Below are 22,012 nucleotides of genomic sequence, written 5' to 3' on the forward strand. Positions count from 1 at the left end.
GCACCCGGCCGCTCCCGTCGTTCCGGTCCTTCGATGTCGTGACGTCACGGTGAACCGACGTCCGGCCGTCGGCCTCGCCGCCGCTCGGCCGCCGCCGGCCGCCGGTTCACCGCGGTCCTGACGTCACTTCGCCGGCACCACGTCCACGTCGTCCGCGCTCACGAACGCCATCCGGTGGTTGTAGACGATCTCGTACACCTTGGTCTTGCCGATGAAGTCGGTGCGGTCGTGCGGCGCGGACCCGTCGTAGTAGATCGCGAAGTACGAGTCGGTGTTCACCGCCGGGCCCGACGCGACGTACGACTGGCCGGCCGCGATCGAGTACTTCTTCGCGGGAGTCTGCGGGCGCGGCGCGGTGCCGCCCTCGAAGGCCACGAAGTCCGCCGGGTAGACCGACGCCTCCGGGTACGCCGTGGTGTAGACGGGGATCGTGGCGCGCCCGGCCTTGGGCACGATCCGCTCGGCCTTCACCGGCACCGTGGTCGGGTGCTGGGCGGTGTCCTGGAGCCACGCCTCCTGCCCGCCGTACCAGATGGCGGTCCAGCCGGGCCGGCGCTCGGCGACCACGTACTGCTCACCGGCGGGCGCCTTGTCGCCCCAGTCGTTCATCGCGTTGGTGCCCGCGCCGGTCGGATGCAGGTAGGGGTCGGCGAGCAGCGGCGCGCTCGTGCTCGGCGCGGTGTACAGCGGCACGAAGCTGGACGGCGTGTCGCTGGAGGTCACCGGGCAGTCGAAGCTGCGGTACGGGCCGGGGAACTGCTTGTAGCCCTGCACGTCGTCGCAGTACGTGGTGGTCTGCTTGTTGTTCTGGTAGCCGGGCTTGATCGCGACGATGTCGCTGCCCTTCTTCGCGGTGGCGTGGATCGGCGCGCCGAGCAGGTCGAAGAAGTGCTCCCAGTCCCAGCCCGGTCCCGGGTCCCAGTGCTGGGTGGCGATGCCGGTCTCGGTGCCGCCGGGGATGTTGTCGTGGCCGAGGATGTGCGCGCGGTCCAGCGGGATGTCGTACTTCGCCGCGAGGTACTTCACCAGGTTGGCCGTCGACCGGTAGAGGTCCTCGCTGAACCAGGCGGCGCCGTGGGTGGCCCACGCCTCCTGCTCGATGCCGATCGAGTGCTGGTAGAACGAGCGGTTGGCGCTGTCCCAGGCGATGTCCTTGTCCGGCGTCATCTGGGTGACCAGGCCGTCGGAGGAGCGCACCACGTAGTTCGCGCCGGCCGCGTAGGTCGGGTCGCGGAACAGGTCGAGGGTGCCGTCGTAGGTCTCGTCGGTGGTGTGCAGCGTGATGTAGCGGATGTCCAGGCCGCCGTTGGGGCGGTCGGCGATGTCGTGGCTGCCGTAGTCCCCGAGGTCGCTGGGGTCCAGCAGGGTGTAGGCGCCCGGGATGGAGTTGCACGTCACGGACTTGGGGCATTCGGGCTTCTGGTCGCTCACCGGCGGGGTGACGTCCTTCAGGCCCAGCTTGCGCACGTCGTTCCGGTTCGGGTGCAGCCCGCGCACCGGGGCCAGCGTGATCTGCTGGCCGTCCTCGGTGGTCCGGGTCTCGCCGGTGCGCATGGCGCTCCAGGCGCCGTCGGCGAACGCCTGCGCGACCTTGTCCTCGGTGGACTGGCCGTAGCGCGCCGCGGCGGCGTACCAGCCGTCGACGGTCCGCGGCAGCTTGCCGTGGCCGTAGCTCCTGGCGTACGAGGCGAGCAGCGCGGCGCCGCCGCGGATGTTCTGCGTCTCGTCGCTCTGCACGGTCGCGGTGTCGGTGCCCAGCAGCGCGGCCGCGGCGGCCGCGGTGTGCTCGGCGGGCGCCTTGAGCAGGTCGGCGTAGCGCGGGGACTGGGTGGTCAGGCCGTCGGCGTCGAGTTCCTTGGTGGTGAGGTCGGTGAGGTTCATCGGGCCGTAGCCCGCCTCGGCGTTCTCCTGCCCGGCGTGGTCCTCCCACCGGGTCTCGTAGAACGACACCGCTTCGAGCACCGGCGCCGGGACGCCGAACTCGGCGGCGGCCGCGGTGAATTCGGCCTGCCGCGTGGACTGCGGGTCGGCGGCGCGCGCGGTGGTCGTGGTGACCGCGGTCACCGACAGGCCGGCCAGCAGCGACAGCGCCGCGACCAGCGTGGCCGCTCTGCGCCTGCGGGGGAGGTTGAGGGGGTGGTGCATCCAGGCTCCTCGCGTTCCGGATAGGCGTGCATGGAGAGAAGTGCTGGGCCGCAGCCTGGCGAGGTCGGCTGGCAGTAAGCAACCTCCTCGACGTAAATCCTGAAAGTTTTCTTCAGAGCCGGGGGTGCGGGTCGGTGCGAGTCGGGTGATTCCGGGCCGCGCGCCGCCGCCCGCCGGGGCTGGCCTTGACGCATACGTCAAGGTCTACGGTCGTTCGCATGCGCATCGGTGAACTCGCGGACCGGGCGGGCACCACGACCCGTACCCTCCGCTACTACGAATCCCTCGGGCTGCTGCCGCCCGCCGGGCGGGCCGCCAACGGCTACCGCTCCTACGGCGACGAGCACGTGCGGCTGCTGGCGCAGATCCGCACCCTCCAGGACTTCGGCTTCGGCCTGGAGGAGACCCGCCCCTTCGTCGAGTGCCTGCGGGCCGGCCACGAGTCCGGCGACACCTGTGCGGACTCGCTGGCGGTCTACCGGCGCAAGCTCGCCGAACTGGACGCCTGCGTCGAGCGGTTGCGGTCCGTACGCGACCAGGTCGCCGCGCAGCTCGCCCGGGCGGAACTGGCCGCGGGGGCCGGCGAGGAACCGATGTGCGAGCTGGGCCCACCGACCGAGAGGACCACGTCGCCATGACCATCGCCACCGGCAGCACGCACGGCACCGGCAGCACGCACGCCGGCCCGCACGCCACCGGGAGTACCGGCACGACCGCCGGTCATCCGCACCCGGGCGTGCCCGTCACCACCGACGCGACCTTCGCCGCCGACGTGCTCGCCGCCGACCTGCCCGTGCTGGTCGACTTCACCGCGTCCTGGTGCCCGCCGTGCCGCATGATCGCCCCGGTGCTCGCGGAGATCGCCGTCGAGGAGGCCGAGCGGCTGCGGATCGTCCAGCTCGACGTGGACGCCAACCCGGCCACCCAGGCCAAGTACGGCGTGCTGTCCATGCCGACGCTGATGCTCTTCCGGGCCGGCGAGCCGGTCAAGGTCCTGGTGGGCGCGCGGCCGAAGCGGCGGCTGCTCCAGGAGCTGGCCGACGAGATCTGAGCGCCGCCGCAGACGACGACGGCCCCGACCGTGTGACACCCACGTAAACGTGAGGAACGTCACACAGACGGGACCGTCGGTCGTCTGCGGGTGGCGCGGCGGGCGGTCAGGCCTGCTTGGTCTCCCAGAAGATCTTGTCGATCTGGGCGATCAGGTCGAGGGCCTTCTGGCCGGTCGCCGGGTCGTTCGACGCCTTGGCGGCGCTGAGCGCCTTCAGGGTGTCATTGACGAGCTGGTGAAGCTGCGGGTACTTCTCGAAGTGCGGGGCCTTGAAGTAGTCGCTCCACAGCACCGAGACGTGGTGCTTGGCGAGTTCCGCACGCTGCTCCTTGATCAGGACAGCGCGGGTGCGGAAGTCAGCGTCCTCGTTGGCCTGGTACTTCTCCTGCACCGCCTTCACGGACTCGGCCTCGATGCGGGCCTGAGCCGGGTCGTACACGCCGCACGGCAGGTCGCAGTGTGCGCTTACCTTCACCTTGGGCGCGAACAGGCGAGTGAACATGGCCGTCCTTCCTCGTGATCGTCTTTCAGGTGCGACATTACTCCCTGGGGTAGTCGTTTTCCCGGCTGCCCCAGGTGGCTTAGGACAAAAGTCTGGTGTCACCCTGGGGGAAGAAACGAACCTGGAGGCGGAGGATGCGGGAGCAGGGGGCGAGGCTGTCATGGCAGCTCGTCGAGGTCACCGGTCCGTCGATGGCACCGACACTGTTGCACGGCGACTGGCTGCTGATCCAGAAGGTGAGCAGCGGAGCCGAGCAGGTACGCGAGGGGGACGTCGTGGTGATGCGGCATCCCCTCCAGCAGGACCTGCTCATCGTCAAGCGAGCGGTCGAGCGCCGCGAGAGCGGCTGGTGGGTGATGGGGGACAACGCCTTCGTCGCCAACGACAGCCGGGAGTTCGGCACCGTGCCGGACGAGCTGGTGCTGGCCCGGGCCAGAGGCCGGTTCCGGCCGCCGGGTGAGCTTCAGCGCTCGGTGGCGGGGGTCGCGTCCTGGGCGGCGTCGTGCGTGCGCCCGCTGCGCGCCGACCGGTCGTTCTCCAGGCGCTTGCGGGCCCGGTAAGCCGCCACGTTCGCGCGGGTGGCACAGCGGTCGGAGCAGTACCGGCGCGAACGGTTTGTCGATGTGTCGACGTATGCGTTGCGGCAGGGGGCTGCTTCGCAGATTCCCAGCCGGTCCACGCCCAACGAGGTGACCTGGACCGCCAACCCCATGCAGGCGCTTGCCGAGTAGGCGGCCGCGGTGTTCACCGCGTGATCTGCCAGGTGCATATGCCAGTCGGGCCGGCCGGTCTCCTCGTTGACGGTCGTGTGCCCGGAGATCTGCGGGCTGACCGGGAACTCCAGCATCAGCGCGTTGAGCAGGTCCACCGCACGGACCTCGTCCTGCTCGTCGGCCGCCTCGAAGATCCCGCGCAGCCGGGTCCGCACCGCGCGCAGCCGTGCGACGTCGCTCTCCACCACCCGCGCGGCGAGCTGGGTGCTGTTCCCGCACAGTTCCCGGACGGTGTCCGTCGAGGTCAGGGTGTCGGTGCCGCGCCGCGGCTCCTCGGTGTTCACCAGGCGCACGGCGTAGTCCGAGTAATAAGCCAGTTCCACTTGTGGTCCTTACTGGTCACGGTCTAGGCTCTGTAATAGCCGCTTGGGCTACCAGGGTATTACATGCAAGGAGGGGTTCGGAGTGTCCATCACATCCGAGAGCGCCAGGAGCGATCGGCACGGCACGGACTGGGCCGCCTGGCAGCGGAGCTGGGATCGCCAGCAGGAGTGGTATCTGCCCGACCGGGAGGAACGCTTTCGGGTGATGCTCGACATGGTCGAGGCGACGGTCGGCGACGCGCCCAGGGTGCTGGATCTCGCCTGCGGTACCGGAAGTATCACGGACCGGCTGCTGCGGAGGTTCCCGCAGGCGCGCAGCACCGGGGTCGACCTCGACCCGGCGCTGCTCATCATCGCCCGCGGGTCCTTCGCGCAGGACGACCGGACCTCCTTCGTCACCGCAGACCTCAAGGACCCGCACTGGCCGGACGCCCTCCCGTACGACTCCTACGACGCGGTGCTCACCGCGACCGCGCTGCACTGGCTGCACTCCGACGAGCTGAGCGTGCTCTACGGGCAGTTGGCGGGGCTGGTCCGGGCCGGTGGGGTGTTCCTCAACGCCGATCACATGCCCGACCCCGGCACGCCCCTGATCAACGCGGCGGAGTCCGCGCTGCGGCACGCCCGCATGGAGCGGGCGCGCGCGGAGGGTGTGCTCGGCTGGGCCGAGTGGTGGGAGCTCGCCGCGGCCGAGCCGGCGCTCGCCGAGGCCACGGCGGAGCGGTTCCGCATCTACGGGGAGCACGCGGACGGGGATACGCCGTCCGCGGGTTGGCACGCGGAGGCGTTGCGCTCCGCCGGGTTCCGGGAGGCGCGTGCGGTGTGGGCTTCGCCCTCGGACGCGATGACGCTGGCGCTGCGGTAGGGCGGTCCCTTCGGGGCGGCGCGTGCCCCCGGCGGCGCCAGGGGGAGTACCCCCAGCGGCCCTTCGGGGCGCACCCTCCTTCCGCGGAAGGAGGGCGACCCCCAAGGGGCGCGCGGGGGCACCGCAGGGGTGCGTCACAGCACCTTGGAGAGGAAGGCCTTCGTGCGTTCGTGCTGGGGGTTGCCCAGCACGTCACGGGGGTGGCCGGACTCCACGACCTGGCCGTCGTCCATGAAGACCAGCGCGTCGCCGACCTCACGGGCGAAGCCCATCTCGTGGGTGACGACGATCATCGTCATGCCGTCCTCCGCGAGCCCGCGCATCACGTCGAGCACGTCGCCGACGAGTTCGGGGTCGAGCGCGGAGGTCGGCTCGTCGAAGAGCATCAACTTGGGCTCCATGGCGAGCGCCCGGGCGATCGCCACCCGCTGCTGCTGCCCGCCGGACAGCTGGGACGGGTAGCTGGCCGCCTTGTCCGCCAACCCCACCCGGTCCAGCAGGCGCTGGGCCCGCTCCCGGGCCACCGCCCTGGTCTCCCGGCGGACCTGCACCGGGCCCTCCATGACGTTCTCGATCGCCGTGAGGTGCGGGAAGAGGTTGAAACGCTGGAAGACCATCCCGATGTCGCGCCGCTTGGCGGCCACCTCGCGGTCCCGCAACTCGTAGAGCTTGCCGCCGTGTTCGCGGTAGCCCATCAGCTCGCCGTCGACCCACAGCCGGCCGGCGCTGATCTGCTCCAGGTGGTTGACGCACCGCAGGAACGTGGACTTGCCCGAGCCGGACGGCCCGATCAGGCAGAACACCTCGCGCGGCGCCACCTCCAGGTCGATGCCCTTGAGGATGTGCGCGGCCCCGAAGGACTTGTGCACCGCCTCGGCCCGCACCATCGGTTCGACGCCGGACTTCACCAGGCCGGCGCCCTTGCTGGGGGTGCTCATCTCAGGCCACCTTCGGTCGGCGCACGGTGGTCAGGTTGCTCATGACCTTCTGCCACGGGGTCGGCGGCAGCGAGCGCTGCGAACCGCGCGCGTACCGCCGCTCCATGTAGTACTGGCCGACGCTGAAGACGCTGGTCAGCACCAGGTACCAGATCGAGGCGACGAAGTACATCTCCATGATCGCGGTGCTGTCGCTGCCGATGTTGGTGGCGGCGCGCAGCAGTTCGGTGTACTGCACCACCGACACCAGCGACGAGGTCTTCAGCATGTTGATGAACTCGTTGCCGGACGGCGGGATGATCACCCGCATCGCCTGCGGCAGGATGATCCGGCGCATCGTCTTCGCGCCGGTCATGCCGAGCGCCTGCGACGCCTCCGACTGCCCCACGTCCACCGACTGGATGCCGGCCCGGACGATCTCGGCCATGTACGCGCCCTCGTTGAGGCCCAGGCCCAGCAGGGCGGCCACGAACGGGGTCATCACGGCGGTGGTGTCGTTCTTGTACACCGGCATCAGGTTGATGGTGTGGAAGATCAACGCGAGGTTGAACCACATCAGCAGCTGCACGTACACCGGAGTGCCGCGGAAGAACCAGATGTACAGCCACGCGACGGCGCCGGTCACCGGGTTCTTCGACAGCCGCATCACCGCGAAGAGCACGCCGAGCACCAGGCCCATGGCCATGGAGCACACCGAGATGAGGATGGTGTGCCACACGCCCTGGAGGATGGTGTGGTCGAAGAGCCGGCCGCGGACGGTGCCCCACAGGATGTCGCCCTGGGAGAAGGCGTAGGCGAGCCAGCCCAGCAGGGCGAGCACGACCAGCCCGGCCACCCAGCGCCCGTAGTGGCGCACCGGGATGGCGCGGATCGGCTCGTACGGCACGCCGGCCGGCGGCGCGCCGGCCGGTTCGCCGGGCGGGGTCTGCGGCGGGGACTTCTGCGGCGGGGTCTTCTGCGACGTGTCGGACGGGGGGTTCGCCGGGGTGTCGGCCGGTTCGGGGCCGGCCACTGCACCGGTCATGTCAGGAGCCGCCGTTGATCGCGGCGGTCTTGATCGCGCCGCTGTCGGCGTTCCACTTGTGCAGCACCTGGGCGTAACTGCCGTCCTGGATGATCGCGTTCATCGCCTGCTGGAGGACGTCCCGCAGCTGGCTGTTGCTCTTGTCGAGCGCGATGCCGAACGGGCCGGCGTCGGCCGGGGAGCCGGCGATCTGGAAGTCCTTGCCGTTGCCGGACTTCTGCGCGATGTACGCGGCCACCGGGGTGTCGTTGAGGTCGGCGACCGCGCCGCCGGCCTTGACCCGGGTCTGCGCCTCGGCGTCGGTGTCGAACGCCTGGATGTTCAGGCCCTTCGAACCGCAGGCCGTCTTCTGCTTCTTGAACGCGTCCTCGTAGATCGTGCCGCGCTGGACGGCGACAGTCTTGCCGCACACGTCGGCGAGCGAGCTGATGTTCTTCGGGTTGCCCTTCTGCACGAGCAGCGAGGAGCCGGACATGTAGTAGTCGACGAAGTCGACGCCCTTGCCGGTCTTCTTGCCCTTGTCGTCCAGTCCCTGCTGGCGGTCCTTGGTGTCGCTCATAGCGGACATCACGATGTCCTCGCGGCCGGTGTAGAGCGAGGTGATCAGACCGTCGAACTGGCCGTTGGTGAACTCGAGCTTCACGCCCAGCTGCTTGGCCAGCGCGGCGCCGATGTCGGGGTCTATCCCGATGATCTTGCCGTTGGAGGTCTGCTCCATCGGCGCGTACGAGGCGTCGGTGCCGACCTTGATCACGCCGGCGTCCTGGAACTTCTTCGGCAGCTTCGCGAAGAACGGCGCCGCAGACGTGCTGGTCGAGGACGCACCACCGGACGAACCTCCCGACGAGCTACCGGAGTCGTCCTTCTTGGTCTGGTCGCCGCACCCGGTGAGCACCAGGGCGCCGGCGACCGCGAGGGCGGCGACCGCGGTGAGGCGAGTGAGGGGGGTCGAACACCGAGGGGAGCCTGCGGTCATCGCTGTGTCCTCCAACGAAACGAGCGTGTTACCTGCGGTCGGTCCTTGGGCGCCAGGGGCACGCATCTTCGAGTGCCGCCACCCAGTGTGATCTGTGCATCTTGCCATCCGGACAGCGCCAGGCAGGGTTCTCGTTGTGTCAAAATCGGATAACGGGCCATCCCCGGGCTGCCATCGGGCCGGCACACCAAGGCCGGACCGCGATGGGGGCCGTGTCGATCGTTTTGCACTCGTCATCGGAAACCTGCTTCCGGTAGAACGGGTCCTTCACCCCTCATCCGGGGCCTATGGCGTGCGTGCGGCGCGCCTGGTGCTGCCCTGTCACCCCGGCTACTCGTACCCGGTGGCAGCGGCGCCGAGCCCACCTCTCCCCACACCGGGGCGAGCACTCACCCTCACCTTCTCGACCAAGGGGTCACACAGTGGCAGCGGAGATCGTCAATCCCCGAAACGGTACGGACACCGCCGAAGCGGACGAAGACTTCCCGATCGACCCGGTGTTCGCGCTGCACCGCGGCGGCAAGATGGAGGTGGTCGCCACCGTCCCGGTCCGCGACGCCGACGACCTGTCGCTCGCCTACACGCCCGGCGTCGCCGAGGTCTGCACGGCGATCGCCGAACGGCCGGAACTCGTGCACGACTACACCTGGAAGTCGCAGGTCGTCGCGGTGGTCACGGACGGCACCGCGGTGCTCGGGCTGGGCGACATCGGGCCGGAGGCGTCGCTGCCGGTGATGGAGGGCAAGGCGATCCTCTTCAAGCAGTTCGGCGGCGTGGACGCGGTGCCGATCGCGCTGGCCTGCACCGACGTCGACGAGATCGTGGAGACCGTGGTGCGGCTCGCGCCGTCCTTCGGCGGGATCAACCTGGAGGACATCTCCGCGCCGCGCTGCTTCGAGATCGAGCGGCGGCTGAAGGACGCGCTGGACATCCCCGTCTTCCACGACGACCAGCACGGCACCGCGGTGGTCACCCTCGCGGCGCTGCGCAACGCGGCCACGCTCACCGGCCGTTCGCTCGGCGACCTGCGGGCGGTGATCTCCGGCGCGGGGGCGGCCGGCGTCGCGATCGCGAAGATCCTGCTGGAGGCGGGGGTCGGCGATGTCGCGGTCGCCGACCGCAAGGGCGTGGTGCACGCCGGCCGGGACGACCTCAACGCGGTGAAGCGCGAGGTGGCTTCGTATACGAACAAGGCGGGGCTGACCGGTTCGCTCCAGGACGCGCTGGTCGGTGCGGACGTCTTCATCGGCGTCTCGGGGGGCACCGTGCCGGAGGAGGCGGTGGCGCGGATGGCGGAGGGCTGCTTCGTCTTCGCGATGGCCAACCCCACGCCCGAGGTTCACCCGGACGTGGCGCACAAGTACGCGGCGGTGGTGGCCACCGGGCGCAGCGACTTCCCCAACCAGATCAACAACGTGCTCGCCTTCCCCGGCATCTTCGCGGGTGCCCTCCAGGTGCGGGCGTCGGCCATCACCGAGACGATGAAGCTCGCGGCCGCGGAGGCGCTGGCCGCGGTGGTCGCCGGCGAACTGTCCGCGGACCGGGTCATCCCCTCCCCGTTCGACCCGCGGGTGACCCCGGCGGTCACCGCGGCGGTCGCGGCGGCGGCCCGGGCGGAGGGCGTGGCCAGGCGCTGAGCCCTCCGGGCCGGGTGGCCGCGCGGTCGGTTCGACGGGGGAGGAGCGCCTGCGGCACGCCTCCCCCTACCGCCCACTCGAACGGGTGATTCAGTTCGCGGGCGCGGGCGTCGGGGATGCGGGGTGCGGTAGACCGGGTGGGAAAGTGTCGTCGTACGTCGGGCGTGTGAGGAGGACCGTTGACCGCAGAGCCGGAGCCGTATGCCGTCGGTGATCCTGAGACCGCGTTGAAGTACGCGATCCAGCACATCCGGGGGGACCGGGTGCAGATCGTCGAGGGTGTGATCGATCCGGTGGCGCCGAGCTGGGACCACGAGTTCGTGGCATCGTCCATCAGGGAGCAGATCGCCGGCGCGTTGCGTGAGTTGGGCTGTGTGGCGGGGTCGGGGAATCTGGACCTGCCGGGGAGCAGCAACTGGTATGTCCCGGATCTCGCCGTGGTGCCGCACGCGTTGGCCAAGGGGGCCGGTGCGCTGCTGCCGGAGCAGACGCTTCTCGTGGTCGAGGTCACCTCGGAGTCGAACGGCGAGACCGACCGGATCGCCAAGCGCCGAAGGTACGCCGAGTACCGCGCGCCGCTGTACCTGCTCGTGGATCGGCAGGAGCGTACCTGCACCTTGTTCGCCGAGCCGGGTCCGCTCGGGTACACCGAGGTGCGCGGACCCCACCCGTTCGGGGCGCCGGTGCGGTTGCCGGGGCCTTTCGATGTGGAGCTGGACACCGGGGGTTTTTGAGGCGGGGCGGGCGGGGGAAGGGGCTCGGGTCACATCGGGGGGTGGTTCCGTACTGGTGGGTAGGGGGCCTAGGGTCGGGGGATGTTTGCCGTGTATGCCGGGCGTATCGATGCGGAGCAGCCGCTGCGGGGGCTGGAGTCGGGAGAGCGGCCGGAGCCGCCGGAGCGGCCCGGGTGGACGAGGGTGAAGGTGCGGGCCGCCTCGCTCAACCACCATGACCTGTGGTCGCTGCGCGGGGTCGGGCTGAGCGAGGAGAGCCTGCCGATGATCCTCGGCTGCGACGCGGCCGGGGTGGACGAGGACGGCAACGAGGTGGTGCTGCACTCGGTGATCGGCCAGACCGGCCACGGCGTCGGCCCGCGCGAGCGACGCTCGATCCTCACCGAGAAGTACCAGGGCACCTTCGCCGAGCAGGTCTCCGTCCCGACCTGGAACGTGCTGCCCAAGCCGCCGGAGCTCTCCTTCGAGGAGGCGGCGTGCCTGCCCACCGCGTGGCTGACCGCCTACCGGATGCTGTTCACCAACGCCGGGGTCCGGCCGGGCGACGCGGTGCTCGTGCAGGGCGCGAGCGGCGGCGTCGCCACCGCCGCGATCGTGCTGGCGAAGGCGGCCGGCCTGCGCGTCTACACCACCAGCCGCAGCCCCGCCAAGCGCGCCAGGGCCCAGGGGTTGGGCGCCCACGGCGCGTACGAACCGGGCGCCCGGCTGCCGGAGCGGGTGGACGCGGTGATCGAGACGGTCGGCGCGGCCACCTGGTCGCACTCGGTGAAGTCGCTGCGCCCCGGCGGCACCCTGGTGATCTCCGGGGCCACCAGCGGTGCCAACCCGCCGGCGACCGAACTCAACCGGATCTTCTTCCTGGAGTTGAAGGTCGTCGGGTCGACCATGGGCACCAAGGAGGAGCTGGAGGACCTGCTCGGCTTCTGTGCCACGACCGGAGTGCGGCCGGTGATCGACTCGGTGCTGCCGATGGACCGGGCCCGGGAGGGCTTCGAACGCCTGGCGGAGGGCGAGGCGTTCGGCAAGGTGGTGCTCACGACGTAGGTCCGTGGCCGTGCAGCGCGGCGGAGATGTGCGCCGCCGCGGCCGACAGGTGGCGCCGTACCTCGCGCAGCTGGCGGTCGGTGACACCGAGGTCCCGGGCGGTGTCGCGGATGTCGTCGCGGAAGCGGTCGAGGAGCCGTTCGAGGTCGCGGCGCGGGTCGTCGGAGGGCGGCAGGCCGTCGTCGGGTTCGGTGTCGCGGCCGTCGGCACCGGCAGGCGGTGCGGGCGGGGCCGGTGCGGCGGGCGGGGCCGGGGGAGAGTGCGGAGTCGGCGGCGCGGGAGGCGTCGGAGCGCCGGATGCCGCGGGCGCGGGCGTCGGCGGCGACGGCGGCGACGGCGGGGGAGAGGCCGGCGGCTGCCCGAACTGGCCCAGCTCGCGGGTGAGTTCGGCGAGCCCCTCGCGCAGCCCGCTCTGCCAGTCACCGCCCTTCGCGTGCGACTGCACCTGCTCCTGCACCTGCCGTGCGATCCGCTGCATCTCGTCGCGCGCGGTGTCCATCGCGTCGCGCGCGGCCTCGCGGGCGGCCTTGGCCTGGCGGCGGGCGTCGCGCGCCTCCTCCTTGGCCCGGCGGCTCTCCTCCTTCGCCCGCTTGGTCTGCTCCTTCCACTGCCGCTGCGCGTCGCCGAGCCCGTGCCGGCCCGAGCCGGTGTGGCCGTCGGGCCCGGTACGGGCCTGCTGGGCCGCGGCGCGGACCTCGCGGCGCAGGTCCCCCGCGGCGCCCCGGACGTCCTCGCGGATCTCGGCGGCCAGCGAGGAGACCGACTCGCGGATCTCGGCCTCCAGGCCGGCGATCTCGTCGGCGCGGGAGGCGAGTTCGGCCCGGCCGTCGGCGGTCAGGGCGTACACCTTGCGGCCGCCCTCGGTGGAGTGGGTGACCAGGCCCTCCTGCTCCAGCTTGGCGAGCCGCGGGTAGACGGTGCCGGCGGAGGGCGCGTACAGGCCCTGGAAGCGCTCCTCCAGCAGGCGGATCACCTCGTAGCCGTGCCGCGGGGACTCGTCGAGCAGCTTGAGCAGGTACAGGCGCAGGCGGCCGTGGGCGAAGACGGGGGGCATGTCAGACGTCCTTCCGCAGCGAGGGGGTGTCGCCGCTCGTGTCGCTCGGCCCGCCGGAGCCGGACGGTTCCGCCGGTCCTGCCGCTTCTGCGGGTCCCGCCGGTCCTGCCGGGCCCGCCGGGTCCTCCAGCGGTGGGCGGCGCAGCAGCGCCAGCGACCCGGAGACCGTGGTGGCCTTGAGCCGCGCGGTGCCGCTGCCGATGATGCCGGTGATGCGCTTGGCGCCCCAGCTGCCGGAGACCCGCAGTTCCTCGAAGGCGCAGAAGACGTTGCCGCTGGTGGTGTTGACGTCGACCTCGGCGTCGCCCGGTTCGGGGATGCGCAGCGCGATCTCGCCGGAGACCGTGGTCAGCCGCACCTCGCCGCCGCCGGACGGGTCCAGGTCGAGCACCATGTTGCCGCTCACCGAGTCCGCCTTGACCTCGCTGCTGCCGTCGACCACGGTCAGGTTGCCGGAGACGGTGCTGAACCTCAGGTCGCCGGAGAGCGACTGCGCCTCGACGTTGCCGCCGACGGTGTGCGCCTTCACCGAGCCGCTGAGGCCGACCAGGGTGGCGTCGCCGTTGACCCCCTGCACCGTGGTGGCGCCGCTGATCCCGGAGACCACCGAGTTGGCGCCGACCACACCGACCTCGACCCTGGTGTGCTGCGGCACCGCGAGCGAGATCTCCGCGCGGCGCGCCCAGCCCTTGCGGTCCCACCACTTGGAGAACGCCTTCCACTCCATGTCGTCGTAGCCGACGCTGAGGGTGCCGTCCTCCAGCCGCACCTTCAGCGGCGGGCCCTCCAGCTCGGTGATCTCCACCCGGGCCGGGCCGTCGTCGGTGCCGACGACGTTGATCGCGCCGTTGACGATCCGGACCTTCAGGGTGTCGATCAGCTCGTCGAAGACGAACTTCTCCGGTTCGGCGACGTGCCGCTCCGACGTGCCGCTCATCTTGCCCCTCCTCGGGTGCCCGCCCAACGCAACATATCGCGTCTTCTGAGAGACACGATATATCGCGTACTGCGCAAGTCAAGCGGTTGTCGTCGGGAACCCGCGTTTCGGACCGGAACCCGGGGTCGGGAAGGGCCCGCGGGCTGCCGGCTACTCGTCCTCGTCCTCGTCGTCGAGCCGGGCCAGCCAGGTGGCCAGCCGCTCGACCGGCACCTCGAACTCGGGGTTGAGGTCGACGAACTCGCGCAGCCGGTCGGCCAGCCAGTCGAAGCTCACCTCCTCCTCGCCGCGCCGGTCTGCCAGCTCCTCGATACCGCGGTCGGTGAAGTACAAGATCTGCTCCGGAACAGGGGTGGGACGGGCGACGGACGGGCAGGAAAAACGCAGCAACCACCGGGGCGGCGAGCCGCCCGGGGCGGGCCGCGAGGCCGGCGGCCCGCGTGGCCCGCACACCGTCAAGGATAGGCAGTGTCCGGGAAGGCCCCCATGCAGGTCGGGCGGGCGATAACCTTCCTTGCACTACCCGGCAGTGGGGGGAATGAGCGCGTGCGGACGTCGGCGATCGGCCAGCAGGCCGCGGTATGCGGCGCGGCGCGCGCCCTCGTGCGGACCACGGGGAGCACGGCGACGGCGCGGACCGCGGGGTTACGGCCCGCGGGGACCACGGGGAGCACGGCCACGGCGCGGTCCGCGGGGATGCGGCCCGCGGGGATGCGGCCGGTGGGGGTGTCGCGGCCCCTGGGGCCGATGGGAGTCGCCGTCCGCGCCGCCGCGTGCGCCGATGGCGGGGCAAGGGGCGCACGGTGACGTCCGGGGGCGCATCGGAGCAGCTTGGCCAGGCTGCCGAGATCCTGGTCCCGCTCGCCGAGGAGGCCACCGTACGCATTCACGGCGCGGAGGCCGGGAATCCTCTCCTGGGCAGTGGCTTCTTCGTCGCGCCCAACTGGGTGCTCACCTGTGCCCATGTCGCGAGGGCCGAAGGGGAGGTGACACTCGTGGGCGCGCCGCGCAAGGAAGTGCGCGTCGGCTACCGCGACCAGCTCCTCGCGGGCGTCGTCGAGTGGGCCCAGCCCTCCGGCCCGGCCTCCGGCATCCCCGGCCAGAACCAGGGCCAGGACGCCGGATACGGCGGCGCGGCGGCCGGCTTCGGCCCCGGCGGTCGCGGCCCGTCCGGCTGGTCGGCCCCCGATCTGGCGCTGATCCGGCTGGTCGACCCGCTCGACCATCCCTGCGTGTGGCTCACCGAGCGCACCGCCAAGGGCTACACCACCAACCCGGTCGCGTACTTCGGCTGGCTGCCGCTCGGCGGCATCCTCATGCCGTACAGCGGCCGGTGCGTGATCAGCGGCCAACTCGGCGCCGGTGGCGGCGGGTTGCTCCGGCTGAGCAACGACGACGAGATGCCGCAGGGCCTGTCCGGCGGGCCGGTGGTGGACCTGGTGCGCGGCGAGGTGATCGGCGTGCTGCAGGCCCGCCGGGCCGAGCGGGACGGCGGACTCGCCGTCAGCATCCAGCAGTTACGCCTCCTGCCGACCGCCGAGAACCCGGCCGACGACCTGTACCACCGGGTGATGACCGCCCACGACCTCTACCACGCCGACCACCACAAGTTCCTGCTCAACCGGGACTTCTACGGCTGGACCGAGGCGCACAGCGAGATCGGCGCCGCCGCCGGCCGCGCACTGACCCCCGGCCGCCGCACCACCCTGCTCGGCCTGCTCGCCCAACTCCCGCCGCCCTCCGGCGCCCGCGCGCTCGGCGACCTCGTCACGGAGGTGCGCGGCGGCGCCGGCCAGGGCTTCGCGGTCGCCCCCCGCGCCTGGCGCGACGGCCTCGGCCTGCTCTACGACCTGCGGCGCGGCTCCGAACTGGAGGCGGTGCTGCGCTACGCGGTGCTCGCCGCCACCGCAGAACGCCCGCTGTCCGCCCAGGAGTCCGACGAGCGGGAGCTGTGGGAGTGGGCCCAGTCCACGGCGGCCGACCAGGGCCTGAGCATGCTCTTCCGCAACTCCCTGATAGGGGAGCGGATGTCGCGGCTGCGGGCGCGGGGCGCGGAGGTGCCGCCGCAGGCAGGGACCGAGCCGGCGCTGCGGGCGCGTGGCGAGGCCCAGTTGGAGATCATCCCGCGCGGCTGGGAGCCGGACCGGTTCGACTGGCGGGTCACGGTGTCCCCGGAGAGCGGCGAAGTCGACTGCGTGCACGAGGACTTCCACGGCACCGCGGTCGCCGACCTGCCCGCGCGGCTGGCCGCGCCGCTCGCCGAGGCGTTCCGCCGCTGCGACGAGCCCGGCTATGTCGCCGCCCTCCAACTGGCCGTGCCCGGCTCGCTGATGGCCTTCGCCGCCGACACCTGGCGGCTCGATCCGGACGGCAGCACGCTCGGCGCGGTCCGCCCGGTCGTGGTGCGCCGCACCGACCCGCCGTCGGACACCGACCCGGCCGTCGCCGAGGAGCGGCTCAGCCGCTGGCAGACCCTGCACCGCCGGCTGCCCCGTACCGAAGTGCTCGACTGCCTCGACTCGCAGCAGCAGCCGCTCCCGGAGGACGCCGAACTGCGCTCCCGGCCACGGGAGATGCTGCCCGTGCTGTGCCGCAGTGGCGCCACCGCCCCGGAGGCGTTGCACCGGCTGCTGCGCTGCGGCTACTCGGTGGCGCTGTGGCGGCGCGACGAGATCGAGTCCCAGCGGATCTGCTCGGACCTCCACCGCGGGGTGCCGCAAGCCGTCCACGCCGCCCGGACGGCCGCCGGCCTGCCCGCCCAACTCGCGGGCCTGCGCGCCGCCGTCGCCAAAGGTGTGCCGGAGATGTTCTGGTCGGGCGGGCTGGCGCTGCTCTACGACGATCCCACCCGACCCCTTCCAGGAACCGACGAGCTGCTGGAGACTCCATGACGAACACCGACGCCCGGGATCGACGGGGGTATCGCGATGAGTGACGGGACCGAGTCCGGCGCGGCCGGCGAATGGCTCATCTACCGCGGCACCGGCGAACCCCACACCGGCATGGACGGCCTGCCGGAGCCGCCGCCGTGGCGGGACTTCGACGGCGGCCCGCTGGTCGGCAGCGGCCCGGGCCCGGACAGCTCCTCGGCCCGGCGGCTGGGCGCGTACCGGCACATGGCCGAGATGCACCGGCCCAGCCCGGAGGAGCTGGAGATGGTCAACGCGGCGCTCTACCTGCGCCGCCCGCTGCTGGTCACCGGCAGCCCCGGGGCCGGCAAGAGCACCCTCGCGCACGCGGTCGCGTACGAACTGGGCCTGGGGCGGGTGCTGCACTGGCCGATCGTCAGCCGCAGTACCTTGCAGGACGGCCTGTACCGGTACGACGCGATCGCCCGGCTCCAGGACACCCAGATCGCCGCGAACTCCGGCACCGTGCCGCCCGGCGGCATCGGCAGCTACATCCGGCTCGGCCCGCTGGGCACCGCGCTGCTGCCCACCGCGCAGCCCCGGGTGCTGCTCGTCGACGAGCTCGACAAGAGCGACATCGACCTGCCCAACGACCTGCTGAACGTGATGGAGGAAGGCGAGTTCGGCATCCCGGAGCTGGAGCGGCTGGCCGAACGCGAGCCGCAGGTCGACGTGTTGACCGACGACGGCAGCCGCGTCACGCTGCGTGAGGGACGGGTGCGTTGCCGGGCCTTCCCGTTCGTGATCCTGACCAGCAACGGGGAGCGGGACTTCCCGCCGCCGCTGCTGCGCCGCTGTATCCACCTGGAGCTGGGCCGGCCCGACCACGAACGGCTCTCGACCGTGGTGCGCGCCCACCTCGGCGACGAGGCCGCGACCGTCGGCGACGACCTGGTGCAGCGCTTCCTGGAGCGCTCGCGCAGCGAACTGCTCGCCACCGACCAGCTGTTGAACGCGATATACCTCACCCACCACGCGGCGCCGCCGTCCCGCGCCCGGCTCGCGGACATGCTCATCCAGCGGCTCGACAGGCCCAGGTGAGGCGATCATGGCCGAGAGGGGCCCCGGACGGCAGCCCGACGACGACCGTGCCGACGACGACCTGACGGCGCGCACCGCGCCGAACGGCGGCACGCACGGTGGCCCGGAGAGCGGCCCGGCCGACGGCCAGGAAAGCAGCCAGGAGACCAGCTCGGAGAGCATTTCGGAGAGCGGTTCGGGCGCCGGCCCGGGCGAGGACACGGGCGAGGACACGGGCGCGGCCACGGGCTGCGGCACCGACCCCGATGACCGCGCCGCCGCGCGCGCCACGGACCCGCTGACCCGGGTGGTCAGCGCGATCAGCCGGGCCGGACTCGACCCCGACCCCGCCGAGATCGCCGACGCCCTGTGGCTGGCCCGCTGGTCGCGCCCGACCGCGCGGCCCGACCCCGAGACCCTGGTCGGCCCGCACAGCGGCAGCCCCGGCGCCGGCGTGGAGTACCCGCGCGCGCACCGCCCCGACGGCACCGACGGCGCCGGCACCCGCCTGGTCCCCCCGGCCCAGCCCCCACCGGTCCACGTCCCCCCGGAAGACCGCGTGATCAGCCTCTACCCCGGCGAGGGCTACCCCGGCCAGGTCGGGTCCACCCCGGCCGGAGCCGCGCTCGGAGTGGCCGTCCCGGAGGCGGGCACCCTGCCCCAGCTGCTCGAACTCCAGTCGGCCCTGCGCCCGTTGCAGCGCTACCGCAGCCCGGCCCGCCCGCTGCGGGTGGAGCTGGACGAGTCCGCCACCGCCGAACGCGCCGCCCGCGCGGGCGGGTTGCTGCTGCCGGTCTTCCGCCCGGCCTCGCACGGCGACGCCGCGATGCAACTGCTCATGGACACCTCCTCCTCGATGTTCGTGTGGGAGCGGATGCTGCGCGAGCTGAGCAGCGTCTTCGAACGCCTCGGCGCCTTCCACGAGGTGCACGTCCGCTACCTGCACGCCACCCCCGACGGCACGCTCGGCGTCAGCGGCCGCTTCGACCCCGAACCGGCGAGCCTGCGCTCCGCCGAGCAGCTCAGCGACCCCACCGGCCGCCGGATCACCCTCATGGTCAGCGACTGCGCCGGCCCGCTGTGGCGCTCCGGGCAGGCCCACCGGCTGCTGCACCGGCTGAGCCGGCACGGCCCGGTCGGCGTGCTCCAGCCGCTGCCCGCCCGGCTGTGGAGCCGCACCCTGCTGCCCGTCTCCTACGGGGTGCTGCACCGCGCCGAGGGGATGCTGCTCGCCTCGCCGCTGCGGTTCTCGCCCGGCGCGACCGGGGTGCCCGCCGCGCCCGACGCGCTGCCGGTGCCCGTACTGCCGCCCACCGCCGCGGCGTTGGGCGCGTGGGCCCGGCTGCTGGCCGGGATGGGCGCCGGCGAGGTGCCCGCGGCCGTCGGCTGGGTGCGCGCCGACCAGCCCGCGGTCCGGGTACGGCCGCGCCGGGCGACGGTGCCGGTGCCCGCGCTGGTCCGCCGGTTCCGCGCCGCCGCGTCGCCCGCCGCCGCCCAACTCGCGGTCTACCTCGCCGCGGCCCCGCTGTTCCTGCCGGTGATACAGCTCGTGCAGCGCACCATGCTGCCCGACTCCGGCCCCGCGGAGCTGGCCGAGGTGCTGCTCAGCGGCCTCGTGGTGCGCAAGAGCGGCGACGACCAGCGGTGGTACCACTTCGCGCCCGGCGTACGGGACGCGCTGCTCGGCCCGCTCGGCGTGGACGAGGCGCGTCTGGTGCTCAAGCACTGCTCGGAGTACGTCGAGCAGCGGTTCGGCAAGTCCGGCCCCAACTTCCCCGCCCTGGCCATCACCCAGCTCGCCGAGGGCCCCGGCGACCCGACCGCGGACGCCGCGGTGCGCTCCGCCGTCCAGCACGCCGCCCGCGGCTTCGGGCCCGACGGGTCCGGGTCGGGGGCCGGCCGGGGCGGCGAGGACGGCACCATCACGGAGTCGCGGCAGCCGTTCGCGGAGGTCGCCGCGCGGGTGCTGGAGCGCTTCATGCCGCTGCCCGACGACGGCACCGCGCCCAGCCCGTACTCCGACCCGTACGAGGCGGTGCAGTCCTCGACGGTGGTGCAGCGCGCCCGGGACCTCGCGGACCGGTTCACCGCCGAGGGCATGGTGCAGAACCTGCTGGACGCGGTGGCGATGCTGCGCCGGGCCGCCGCGGAGGAGCGGGTGCGCGGCCTCGACCCGGAGCTGTGGACCGAACTGGCCCAGCAACTCCTGCGGTTGTGGCGGCTGCGCGGCGGCACCGACCTGCTCGGTGAGGCCCGTGAGGCGGCCGAGACCGCCGCCGCCCACCACTCCTCGCTGCCGGCCCGCGCGGTGCGCGCCCGGGTGCTCCAGGCCACCGCCCAGGAACTCGCCGCCATCGGCGACAACCGCGGCGCGCTCGAACTGCTCCAGCGCGCCGACCGGGAGTTCACCGCCGTGTGCGCCGCGCCCGGCCTGGACTCCGCGAAGCAGCTCGACGCCACGCTGGAGCGGGTCGCGGTATTGGAGGAGCAGTGGGCGATCAGCGGTGACACGGCGCTGCTCCAGGAGACGGTCGGAACGCTGGAGGCGGTCGCCGACTCCTGGTCGCCGCAGCGCCCCCGCCCCAGCGAACTCTCCCTCGCCCTCGGGCGCGCGCTGCTGCGGCTGGCCGACGCCGCGGGCAGCCGGGAGCGCAAGCAGACCTACGCGCAGCAGGCGGGCCGCAGTTACGCCGGCGCGCTGATCGCGCTGCGCCGGGAGCAGGCCGCGCCGGAGGCCGTCACCGCCGCGACGCTCAGCCTGGTGGACGCCGAACTCCTGTCCGGCGGAAGGCTGGTGGAGGCGCAGCGGCTGGTGGACCGCGCCCTCGGCGAGACCCGCGACCGGTTGCAGCGGGCCGCGATCCTGGCCCGGGCCGGCCGGATCAGGGTGGCCCGGCACGCGGAGGGCGGCCCGCCCGGCGAACTGGAGGCGGCGGCGGGCCGGTTCGAGGAGGCGTGCCGGCTCACCCCGCGCGACCGGACCGAGTACCGCGACCTGGTGGCCGAGTGGGGCGCGGCGCTGCTGGCCCGGTCGGAGCTGCCCGGCGGCTGGACGTTCGTCAACCGGGCGGTGCTGGTGCTGCGGGACTGCCGGATGGAGACACCCGAGTCCGACCCGCAGCAGCCGGAGCGGCTGCTGATGCTGGGGCGCGCGTTGATACTGCGCTACCGGGCCGAGCAGGAACTGGTGGACCTGCGCGAGGCCGAGCAGGTGCTCGGGCTGGCCGCGCAGGGCGCCGACGGGGCGGATCTGGCCGCGCGGATATGGTTCGAGCTGGGCGAGTCGCACCGGCTGGTGCCCCAGCACTCGCGCCGGCCGGAGCGCCTCGACCAGGCCGCCGAGGCGTACCGGAAGGCCGCCGCCGCGGCCTCGGACGCCGCCCGCTCCTCCGCCGAGCCCGAGCCGATGGTGCGGCTGGCGGCCAGGGCGCACCACTGGCGCGGCGACGCCTACGAGACCGCCCGCCGGCCCCGCGCCGCCGTGGACGCCTACCGTGCGGCCCTGCGCCAGTGGCGCCAACTGCCCGACGACGGAGGCGAGGAGGGCCGAGACACCGGCGCGCGCCTTGACGCGCTGACCAGTTGACCGCCGCGTGACCGCCGTGTGGGCGCCCCATGAGCGGCGCGCGATCCGGCGGCGCCCGCGCAACCACCCTGTTCCGTAAGGTGATGGGCCGGTGGGCGCGGTAACGGTGGCGACAGCGTGCGCCCGGAGGGGCACCATGGACGTGACGGGCGGTGGGGACGGAAAGGCGCGGGAACAGCGGCACGAGCGGGAGCAGCGGTACCAGCAGTACCAGCGGTACAGCGGGGGATCTGGGGACAGCGGGACGACCGGACGGCTTGGGAGGCGCGCGATGGAGGAACGACCCTACGGCGGCGCGGAGGCGTACAGCGACCCGGCGCTTCGCGAGGCCGGAATCGACCTGCTCGGCATGGACCTGGAGTCGCTGCGCACGGTACGGCACCCGGTACTGTCCGCGCTGGTCAGCGATTTGCGGGAGCGGGTGGCCGCGCCGGGCAGTGAGGCGCTGTGGGGGTTCGACAACGACACCCCGTGAGCGCCTCCGCGCGCCGGCC

General features: G+C 72.6%; 20 protein-coding genes. 11 read left to right on the plus strand and 9 right to left on the minus strand.

Going from position 1 to position 22,012, the window contains the following annotated elements:
* Nucleotides 1–123: 123 nt before the first annotated feature.
* Nucleotides 124–2,145 carry an N-acetylmuramoyl-L-alanine amidase gene (locus ACIPAE_RS00890; protein WP_402442025.1) on the minus strand — a complete coding sequence of 674 codons (2,022 nt, stop codon included), beginning with the start codon at nucleotides 2,143–2,145 and terminating at the stop codon, nucleotides 124–126.
* A gap of 218 nt (nucleotides 2,146–2,363) precedes the next feature.
* Here ACIPAE_RS00890 and ACIPAE_RS00895 point away from each other — a divergent pair, with 218 nt between their 5' ends.
* Both ACIPAE_RS00895 and trxA read left to right on the plus strand, forming a co-directional pair.
* Nucleotides 2,364–2,783, plus strand: a complete 420-nt coding sequence (locus tag ACIPAE_RS00895) for a MerR family transcriptional regulator (RefSeq protein WP_328469124.1) — start codon at nucleotides 2,364–2,366, stop codon at nucleotides 2,781–2,783.
* Nucleotides 2,780–3,196 (plus strand): thioredoxin, encoded by a 417-nt coding sequence (trxA, locus tag ACIPAE_RS00900; protein WP_402442027.1) that lies wholly within the window; start codon nucleotides 2,780–2,782, stop codon nucleotides 3,194–3,196. The genes ACIPAE_RS00895 and trxA overlap by 4 nt, the downstream gene beginning before the upstream one ends.
* 106 nt (nucleotides 3,197–3,302) lie before the next feature.
* Here the strand turns inward: trxA and sodN are convergent, their stop codons facing one another.
* Nucleotides 3,303–3,698, minus strand: coding sequence for a superoxide dismutase, Ni (gene sodN / locus ACIPAE_RS00905; RefSeq protein ID WP_103884447.1), 396 nt, complete (start codon nucleotides 3,696–3,698; stop codon nucleotides 3,303–3,305).
* A 134-nt stretch (nucleotides 3,699–3,832) separates the two neighbouring features.
* Here sodN and sodX point away from each other — a divergent pair, with 134 nt between their 5' ends.
* Nucleotides 3,833–4,258 (plus strand): nickel-type superoxide dismutase maturation protease, encoded by a 426-nt coding sequence (gene sodX / locus ACIPAE_RS00910; protein ID WP_328469130.1) that lies wholly within the window; start codon nucleotides 3,833–3,835, stop codon nucleotides 4,256–4,258.
* On the opposite strand, the gene ACIPAE_RS00915 is transcribed toward sodX, so the two are convergent.
* Nucleotides 4,162–4,794, minus strand: coding sequence for a CGNR zinc finger domain-containing protein (locus ACIPAE_RS00915; RefSeq protein ID WP_328469132.1), 633 nt, complete (start codon nucleotides 4,792–4,794; stop codon nucleotides 4,162–4,164). The genes sodX and ACIPAE_RS00915 overlap by 97 nt on opposite strands.
* A gap of 82 nt (nucleotides 4,795–4,876) precedes the next feature.
* Between ACIPAE_RS00915 and ACIPAE_RS00920 the strand changes: the two genes are divergently transcribed.
* Entirely contained in the window at nucleotides 4,877–5,659 is a 783-nt protein-coding gene (locus ACIPAE_RS00920; RefSeq protein WP_329364924.1) for a class I SAM-dependent methyltransferase, read from the plus strand.
* 134 nt (nucleotides 5,660–5,793) lie between these two features.
* Here ACIPAE_RS00920 and ACIPAE_RS00925 read toward each other — a convergent pair whose 3' ends face one another.
* Genes ACIPAE_RS00925 through ACIPAE_RS00935 form a run of 3 tightly spaced genes read right to left on the minus strand, consistent with a single transcriptional unit; the run spans nucleotide 5,794 to nucleotide 8,597 of the window.
* On the minus strand, nucleotides 5,794–6,546 hold the full coding sequence (locus ACIPAE_RS00925) for an amino acid ABC transporter ATP-binding protein (RefSeq protein ID WP_329373917.1): 753 nt from the start codon (nucleotides 6,544–6,546) through the stop codon (nucleotides 5,794–5,796).
* A 52-nt stretch (nucleotides 6,547–6,598) separates the two neighbouring features.
* On the minus strand, nucleotides 6,599–7,621 hold the full coding sequence (locus ACIPAE_RS00930; RefSeq protein ID WP_402442031.1) for an amino acid ABC transporter permease: 1,023 nt from the start codon (nucleotides 7,619–7,621) through the stop codon (nucleotides 6,599–6,601).
* 1 nt (nucleotide 7,622) lies between these two features.
* Complete coding sequence (locus ACIPAE_RS00935; protein ID WP_329364920.1) at nucleotides 7,623–8,597, minus strand: ABC transporter substrate-binding protein; 975 nt, start codon at nucleotides 8,595–8,597, stop codon at nucleotides 7,623–7,625.
* Nucleotides 8,598–9,019: 422 nt separating this feature from the next.
* Here ACIPAE_RS00935 and ACIPAE_RS00940 point away from each other — a divergent pair, with 422 nt between their 5' ends.
* The 3 genes from ACIPAE_RS00940 to ACIPAE_RS00950 all read left to right on the plus strand — a co-directional run bounded on the left by ACIPAE_RS00940 (nucleotide 9,020) and on the right by ACIPAE_RS00950 (nucleotide 12,012).
* Entirely contained in the window at nucleotides 9,020–10,234 is a 1,215-nt protein-coding gene (locus ACIPAE_RS00940) for an NADP-dependent malic enzyme (RefSeq protein ID WP_402442032.1), read from the plus strand.
* A gap of 179 nt (nucleotides 10,235–10,413) precedes the next feature.
* Complete coding sequence (locus ACIPAE_RS00945) at nucleotides 10,414–10,968, plus strand: Uma2 family endonuclease (RefSeq protein ID WP_402442034.1); 555 nt, start codon at nucleotides 10,414–10,416, stop codon at nucleotides 10,966–10,968.
* 81 nt (nucleotides 10,969–11,049) lie between these two features.
* Nucleotides 11,050–12,012, plus strand: coding sequence for a zinc-binding dehydrogenase (locus ACIPAE_RS00950; protein WP_402442036.1), 963 nt, complete (start codon nucleotides 11,050–11,052; stop codon nucleotides 12,010–12,012).
* On the opposite strand, the gene ACIPAE_RS00955 is transcribed toward ACIPAE_RS00950, so the two are convergent.
* From ACIPAE_RS00955 to ACIPAE_RS00965, 3 genes are all read right to left on the minus strand, one after another.
* A complete protein-coding gene (locus ACIPAE_RS00955; protein WP_402442038.1) occupies nucleotides 12,002–13,066 on the minus strand; it encodes a helix-turn-helix transcriptional regulator in 1,065 nt (354 codons plus the stop codon). The two genes, ACIPAE_RS00950 and ACIPAE_RS00955, sit on opposite strands and share 11 nt — an antisense overlap.
* 1 nt (nucleotide 13,067) lies before the next feature.
* Nucleotides 13,068–14,003, minus strand: coding sequence for a DUF4097 family beta strand repeat-containing protein (locus ACIPAE_RS00960; protein WP_402442040.1), 936 nt, complete (start codon nucleotides 14,001–14,003; stop codon nucleotides 13,068–13,070).
* Between the two features lie 150 nt (nucleotides 14,004–14,153).
* On the minus strand, nucleotides 14,154–14,336 hold the full coding sequence (locus tag ACIPAE_RS00965) for a DUF6104 family protein (RefSeq protein WP_328469150.1): 183 nt from the start codon (nucleotides 14,334–14,336) through the stop codon (nucleotides 14,154–14,156).
* A gap of 470 nt (nucleotides 14,337–14,806) precedes the next feature.
* Between ACIPAE_RS00965 and ACIPAE_RS00970 the strand changes: the two genes are divergently transcribed.
* The 4 genes from ACIPAE_RS00970 (at nucleotide 14,807) to fxsA (ending at nucleotide 21,993) form a co-directional block, all read left to right on the plus strand.
* On the plus strand, nucleotides 14,807–16,894 hold the full coding sequence (locus ACIPAE_RS00970) for a trypsin-like peptidase domain-containing protein (RefSeq protein WP_402442042.1): 2,088 nt from the start codon (nucleotides 14,807–14,809) through the stop codon (nucleotides 16,892–16,894).
* Nucleotides 16,895–16,930: 36 nt separating this feature from the next.
* Nucleotides 16,931–17,953: a MoxR family ATPase gene (locus tag ACIPAE_RS00975; RefSeq protein WP_328469154.1), complete on the plus strand. Its 1,023-nt coding sequence runs from the start codon at nucleotides 16,931–16,933 to the stop codon at nucleotides 17,951–17,953.
* Between the two features lie 7 nt (nucleotides 17,954–17,960).
* Nucleotides 17,961–21,518 carry an SAV_2336 N-terminal domain-related protein gene (locus tag ACIPAE_RS00980; protein ID WP_402442044.1) on the plus strand — a complete coding sequence of 1,186 codons (3,558 nt, stop codon included), beginning with the start codon at nucleotides 17,961–17,963 and terminating at the stop codon, nucleotides 21,516–21,518.
* A 271-nt stretch (nucleotides 21,519–21,789) separates the two neighbouring features.
* On the plus strand, nucleotides 21,790–21,993 hold the full coding sequence (gene fxsA, locus ACIPAE_RS00985) for an FxSxx-COOH cyclophane-containing RiPP peptide (protein WP_328469158.1): 204 nt from the start codon (nucleotides 21,790–21,792) through the stop codon (nucleotides 21,991–21,993).
* The last annotated feature ends 19 nt before the right edge of the window (nucleotides 21,994–22,012 follow it).

It is taken from the genome of Streptomyces sp. NPDC087270, from assembly GCF_044744625.1.
In the GTDB taxonomy this organism is placed as follows: domain Bacteria; phylum Actinomycetota; class Actinomycetes; order Streptomycetales; family Streptomycetaceae; genus Actinacidiphila.

What these genes read in the sequence shown, in the direction of transcription:
- ACIPAE_RS00930 (WP_402442031.1), bottom strand. Translation starts at nt 7,621, where the DNA reads ATGACCGGTGCAGTGGCCGGCCCCGAACCGGCCGACACCCCGGCGAAC.
- ACIPAE_RS00980 (WP_402442044.1), top strand. Translation starts at nt 17,961, where the DNA reads ATGGCCGAGAGGGGCCCCGGACGGCAGCCCGACGACGACCGTGCCGAC.
- ACIPAE_RS00960 (WP_402442040.1), bottom strand. Translation starts at nt 14,003, where the DNA reads ATGAGCGGCACGTCGGAGCGGCACGTCGCCGAACCGGAGAAGTTCGTC.
- ACIPAE_RS00950 (WP_402442036.1), top strand. Translation starts at nt 11,050, where the DNA reads ATGTTTGCCGTGTATGCCGGGCGTATCGATGCGGAGCAGCCGCTGCGG.
- ACIPAE_RS00975 (WP_328469154.1), top strand. Translation starts at nt 16,931, where the DNA reads ATGAGTGACGGGACCGAGTCCGGCGCGGCCGGCGAATGGCTCATCTAC.
- ACIPAE_RS00925 (WP_329373917.1), bottom strand. Translation starts at nt 6,546, where the DNA reads ATGGTGCGGGCCGAGGCGGTGCACAAGTCCTTCGGGGCCGCGCACATC.
- trxA (WP_402442027.1), top strand. Translation starts at nt 2,780, where the DNA reads ATGACCATCGCCACCGGCAGCACGCACGGCACCGGCAGCACGCACGCC.
- fxsA (WP_328469158.1), top strand. Translation starts at nt 21,790, where the DNA reads ATGGAGGAACGACCCTACGGCGGCGCGGAGGCGTACAGCGACCCGGCG.
- sodX (WP_328469130.1), top strand. Translation starts at nt 3,833, where the DNA reads ATGCGGGAGCAGGGGGCGAGGCTGTCATGGCAGCTCGTCGAGGTCACC.
- ACIPAE_RS00895 (WP_328469124.1), top strand. Translation starts at nt 2,364, where the DNA reads ATGCGCATCGGTGAACTCGCGGACCGGGCGGGCACCACGACCCGTACC.
- ACIPAE_RS00935 (WP_329364920.1), bottom strand. Translation starts at nt 8,597, where the DNA reads ATGACCGCAGGCTCCCCTCGGTGTTCGACCCCCCTCACTCGCCTCACC.
- ACIPAE_RS00955 (WP_402442038.1), bottom strand. Translation starts at nt 13,066, where the DNA reads ATGCCCCCCGTCTTCGCCCACGGCCGCCTGCGCCTGTACCTGCTCAAG.
- ACIPAE_RS00890 (WP_402442025.1), bottom strand. Translation starts at nt 2,145, where the DNA reads ATGCACCACCCCCTCAACCTCCCCCGCAGGCGCAGAGCGGCCACGCTG.
- sodN (WP_103884447.1), bottom strand. Translation starts at nt 3,698, where the DNA reads ATGTTCACTCGCCTGTTCGCGCCCAAGGTGAAGGTAAGCGCACACTGC.